We start from the raw sequence: 1,174 nt of genomic DNA on the forward strand, positions 1-1,174 counted from the left end.
ACGAGCCCTTCGCGGTGCTCGGCAACTCCTACGGCGGCATGATGGCGCGTCGCCTCGCCCACGACTTCGGTGAGCAGGTGCTCGGGCTGGCCACGCTCGCCGGTGTGTTCATCGCGACGCACAGCGAGCGCACGGCGCCGCCGCGCACCGTGCTCCACGAAGAGCCCGGCATCTTCGACGGCGTCGAGCCCCGTGTCGCCCAGGGGTACCGCGAGTTCGCCGTGTGGCAGTCGGCCGCCGGCCTTGAGAACTTCGTCGACACGGTCCAGCCGGGCATCGATTCCGTCGACCAGGCCGGTCTCGAGCGCATCGCGGGGAACTACGCCTTCGATGTCGAGCCCGAAGACGCGGCATCCGCCCCCTTCTCGAAGCCGGCGGTGTTCATCACCGGCCGGCAAGACGAGGTCGTGGGATATGTCGACGCATGGCGGCGCCTCGATCATTACCCGCGCGCGTCGCTCCTCGTGCTCGACGCCGCAGGTCACAACATCATCGGCGAGCAGTTCGGGCTCGTCACCGCCGCGGTCGGCGAGTGGCTCGATCGCGTGCGCGCGCACGCGCTTCGCCCCTGAGCCGCCAGACGCCGGGCGCCGGGCGCCGGGCGCCAGACGCCAGAGCGCCGTCTCGAGCGGGCCTCAGCGGCGGTGCGCCGCCTCGAACGCAATCAGTCCCAGCAGCGCGGCGGCGGCCGCGGCCAGCAGCATGACCGGAACGCCGGCGCTCAGCGTCGCAGCGCCGAGGACCGGCGCGAGAGCGATGCCCACGTACATCCCCGTCGAGTACCACGACAGCGAGATGCCGGCGCGCTCGGGGTCGATCGCCGCGAGCCGCGACTGCACGGGCACGATCGCGGCGTAGGCGCCGACGCCCCAGAGCGCGAACAGCACCGCGGTCGCCGCGAAGCCGCCGCGTAGGGCGATCAGGGCGACGAAGGCCACCGCCTCGAGCGCCAGTGCCACGAGCGCCGTCAGCCGCCCGCCGATGCTGTCGGTGAGGCGCCCGCCGAGCCAGTTGCCGACGATGCCGAACGCTCCGTAGACGAGCAGCAGTGCGGCCAGGGCGCTCTCATTGCCCCCGGTCGCTGGGGCCACGATGTCGCTGCTGAAGATGTAGACGACGTTGAAGGCGATCACCATCAGCAGGGTGGTCAGCAGCGCGAGCAGGATGCCGGGGT

At 71.8% G+C, this 1,174-nt stretch carries 2 protein-coding genes; one reads left to right on the forward strand and one right to left on the reverse strand.

What is annotated here, in order from left to right:
* The coding region (locus ACM2XV_RS15470) for an alpha/beta fold hydrolase (RefSeq protein ID WP_487027594.1) at positions 1–572 on the forward strand (572 nt) is incomplete at its 5' end.
* A 63-nt stretch (positions 573–635) separates the two neighbouring features.
* On the opposite strand, the gene ACM2XV_RS15475 is transcribed toward ACM2XV_RS15470, so the two are convergent.
* On the reverse strand, positions 636–1,174 hold a 539-nt coding region (locus ACM2XV_RS15475), incomplete at its 5' end, for an MFS transporter (RefSeq protein ID WP_487027595.1).

The organism is Gryllotalpicola sp. CP2-P1, from assembly GCF_057512245.1.